Genomic DNA, 3,316 nt, shown 5'->3' with positions numbered 1-3,316 from the left:
CTGATGGAGTTACCAGGTAAGTTACTAAGCAGGCGTGGGTCTGTCGTCACAATAGAGTTAGAAAGCCCAGATAAGCTGTATGAGCTCGATAAAGTGCAGGATAGTGTAATTACACTGAACATACATGACGGGCGCTCTGTGAGCCCAAAACAGCGTAAATTTGCTTGGGCAATCATGCGTGACATTGCCAACTTTGCAATCGGTGGTAGCGATGCTGACTATGAACAGAAGATATATGGCTATTTCAAGAGCGAGATGTCTATCCATTACGGAATTGAAGACTTCAGCATGTCTGATGCTACTGGCAATATGTCAGATACTAACTTGTTAATTAACACGCTTCTTGAGTTTTGCTTGTATCATAACGTGCCACTAAGTAAGAGGCCACTAGACCATTTAGACGACCCAGCCATCGCTCGATATGAGTATGCCTGCTTGATGAACAAGCGCTGCGTGATTTGCGGACTGAAAGCAGACCATCACCACATCACGGGTAGCAAGGTTGACATTGGAAACGACCGCACGAAGATTAACCACAAAGGCCGGCGCTTGATTGCCTTGTGTCGGGAACATCACGACTTGTTCCACCACGAGGAGAAAGAGCGCATGGCTGAATATCATTTGCAGGGTGTGCCTGTGAACGAAAAAATAGCACAGATTTATCACTTGAATTATTGGTGAAAGAGAAATTGGTATAGGTGTATTTACGAAAAGGAAGAGGTGGAGTGATGAGCAGTGAAACTGATTTGAAAATGCATGGTAAAAAAATTGCAGACGGCTTTAGAGGAGAAAATCCCTATTACTGGCGAACAGTTAACGGTTTCTGGTTGGTAAAGGATAACATCTCTGGAATGGTGACTTCTGACGTTAATTTAAATAAGGCTATCAAAATTACCGAAACAGAAGCTAAAAAAACTGATTACGAATTTGAGAAGTTGACACCCTATGAAAAGAAACCATAGAAGGGTCTCTGATGGATATATTTTTTGAAACAAAAGTAATCATCGTAAGTAACTTGAACAAACATACTCCTGAAATTTTAAACATGCTGGCCAAAGACTGGGAGCAGTTGTCAGTTGAGAAGATAGACGGCGGTTTCATGATTATGTACGGGCGCTTTTCTGACTACTACAGGGAGCTGGAAGCCCAAGGATTAGTTAATCGTGATGGTTTGAATTTTAACGGGGAGGATTAGATGGCGGAAACGATAAAGATTGAGTTTGACATCAAGCCACAGCAACAAGAGCGTCCTCGTATTGGTGTAAAGAAAGTTCTTAGCAAGATGGGATACTACAAAAATAAGAACTATTTATACGATCCAGTAAAGACGGTTAACTACAAAAAGAAGCTGGCTTACCTTGCTAATCTTGAAAAGAGTGTGAACTACTTCGAGCCATTGAGCGGGGCGTTGGCATTGAATGTGACCTTTTACATTCTGCCTCCGAAGTCGCTAAGTAAGGCAAAGCACGCAATGGCTATTCTGGGCGAGCTGTTGCCGTTCAAGAAGCCAGACCTTAGCAACTACATTAAGAGTACCGAGGACGCCTTAAATGGCATTCTGTGGAAGGACGACGCCATGCTATGTGACATTAACGCAAAAAAGCGATTTAGTGACGAAGAGAAGATTGTTATTGAGGTTTCAAAGATTAACGATAATCAATATTAAAAGGGGGGGTGATTAATTTGGCGAAGACAGCGGAGCAATATTTCAAATGCTACTACTCGGGCAAGTGGGAGCATGATTTAGCGTGGCGGATTCATGATTTGAAATATTCGCACAGCACTCAAGATGAAAATGTAGGCGGAGGAAGGGTCAAGAATGTCAACACAACGTTGAATTCAACCATTGCTAACATTGCGGCAGTTGAAGATGACAAGATTGTTAGAGAACTCCGTCATAAAATCGAAACAGTTAAGAACTATGAGTTGTCTCTGGACGATTACCACGTTAACCTGTTGAAACTCCGCTATGCAAAGAAACGTCACACGTGGATTAATGATTCTAACCGATTGTACAAGTCGGCACGGCAATGTCAGAAGGATCTAAAAGCCATTAAAAAAGACTTCACCGAGAGTGTCCTTTTTCAACCTGTGGAAAACTTGACCCCCTAAAAAGAGTTCGCTTTGAGTTCGCTTTTTTCCTTAAAAAAGGTGCTATATTTGTAGTATCGAATAAATCGATAGGGGCACAGAGGCACGATATTATTATGGGACAGGTGTTAATTCGTCTGCAATATCGCTGTGTCCCTGAACAATAAGTATTAGGCTTCGTGTTTCATTGGTGATGGTAACACCTTGACACATGAGCGGTGCAACTCCGCTGTTGTTCTTAGCTTGCCGAGACCCGAGATTAGATACCTTGGTAGCGAGCAAATGTGACCATTTCCTGGCGGTTATGGTTGCGGTACATATTCCTATGTCAAAGCGCAGCCAATAGACATTTCGTTAAGATTTGTCTATTTGAATAGGACGCAGTAAGTCGTCTTTGATTAAAAACGCTCTATCCGGAAGAGATAATCCGTTTGTTTAGGTTTGAGGCGGTAGGCAGGGTAGCTCCCTGTGTACATAACGAACTGTTGCGAATTATGCAATGGTTCTTTTTATTTGAATTAGTGGTTGTTTTACGAGTGGAAACGCCTATTTATATTTTATATAATGGAAGTATTCAGAAGGGGGCAAAATCATGGATTTAAGAACTATTGGGGTAATCGTATTCGCTATAGGAATGATTATTTTCTTATTTGGCCGACAGTTTATCTTGTTACGCTTATATTTTGGTGATCGAAGCGTCTTCTCGCAGCTTTTCTGGGGAGCGATTATTAGCGCAATTGGAGTCGCCATCTTATACTTTAGTGGCGCTCTAGGAACTATTTAAAGGACTTGATATTTGAAACCGCTAGTTAGTTAAATCTAACAGCGGTTTTTATTTTGGAGGGAATTATGAAAGATAATTTGAAGTTTAAAATCACTAATACAATGGCCCACATGGCTAACACGGCTGCTTACTTATTACTAGGCGGCCTGCTTGCCGGTGCAACTGGTGTCATGATCATTGGCGCTAAAATGCTATGGTTTGGAGTCACTTTGTGAGTATTGTATTAACACGATATGCAGTAGCAGTGCTGATTACATCAGTTCCTTTTTGTATCGGACTTTATTATATTTACAAGTGGTTGAAGAAATTAGATTAGGCGGCTTAGGCTGTCTTTTTTAGTACATATATCAAGACGAAAGGAGGAGCTACAATGACATGACAAAACGTGATGAAGCTAAGCAAGATTACTTAGCCGGTATGAAGTACAAGGAGATTGCGGAC

Annotated in this window: 7 protein-coding genes; all 7 read left to right on the top strand. The window is 41.4% G+C overall.

Annotated elements, in window-relative coordinates; genetic code table 11:
* Positions 1-681: putative HNHc nuclease (locus IV71_RS07080; RefSeq protein ID WP_234781182.1), on the top strand; the 681-nt coding region annotated here is incomplete at its 5' end.
* A gap of 47 nt (positions 682-728) precedes the next feature.
* Positions 729-962 (top strand): hypothetical protein, encoded by a 234-nt coding sequence (locus IV71_RS07075; RefSeq protein ID WP_010691316.1) that lies wholly within the window; start codon positions 729-731, stop codon positions 960-962.
* Positions 963-973: 11 nt separating this feature from the next.
* Complete coding sequence (locus IV71_RS07070) at positions 974-1,195, top strand: hypothetical protein (RefSeq protein ID WP_010691314.1); 222 nt, start codon at positions 974-976, stop codon at positions 1,193-1,195.
* Positions 1,196-1,666 (top strand): RusA family crossover junction endodeoxyribonuclease, encoded by a 471-nt coding sequence (locus IV71_RS07065; protein ID WP_010691258.1) that lies wholly within the window; start codon positions 1,196-1,198, stop codon positions 1,664-1,666.
* An 8-nt stretch (positions 1,667-1,674) separates the two neighbouring features.
* Positions 1,675-2,112 carry a RinA family protein gene (locus IV71_RS07060; RefSeq protein ID WP_234781181.1) on the top strand — a complete coding sequence of 146 codons (438 nt, stop codon included), beginning with the start codon at positions 1,675-1,677 and terminating at the stop codon, positions 2,110-2,112.
* Positions 2,113-2,683: 571 nt separating this feature from the next.
* Complete coding sequence (locus IV71_RS07055; protein ID WP_010691256.1) at positions 2,684-2,875, top strand: hypothetical protein; 192 nt, start codon at positions 2,684-2,686, stop codon at positions 2,873-2,875.
* Between the two features lie 65 nt (positions 2,876-2,940).
* Positions 2,941-3,090 carry a hypothetical protein gene (locus IV71_RS08275; RefSeq protein WP_010691255.1) on the top strand — a complete coding sequence of 50 codons (150 nt, stop codon included), beginning with the start codon at positions 2,941-2,943 and terminating at the stop codon, positions 3,088-3,090.
* The last annotated feature ends 226 nt before the right edge of the window (positions 3,091-3,316 follow it).

It is taken from the genome of Fructobacillus fructosus KCTC 3544 (assembly GCF_001438695.1).
GTDB classification, from domain to species: domain Bacteria; phylum Bacillota; class Bacilli; order Lactobacillales; family Lactobacillaceae; genus Fructobacillus; species Fructobacillus fructosus.
Note: the sequence above shows the minus strand (reverse complement) of the source record. Positions and strands in the feature narration are given on the sequence as shown.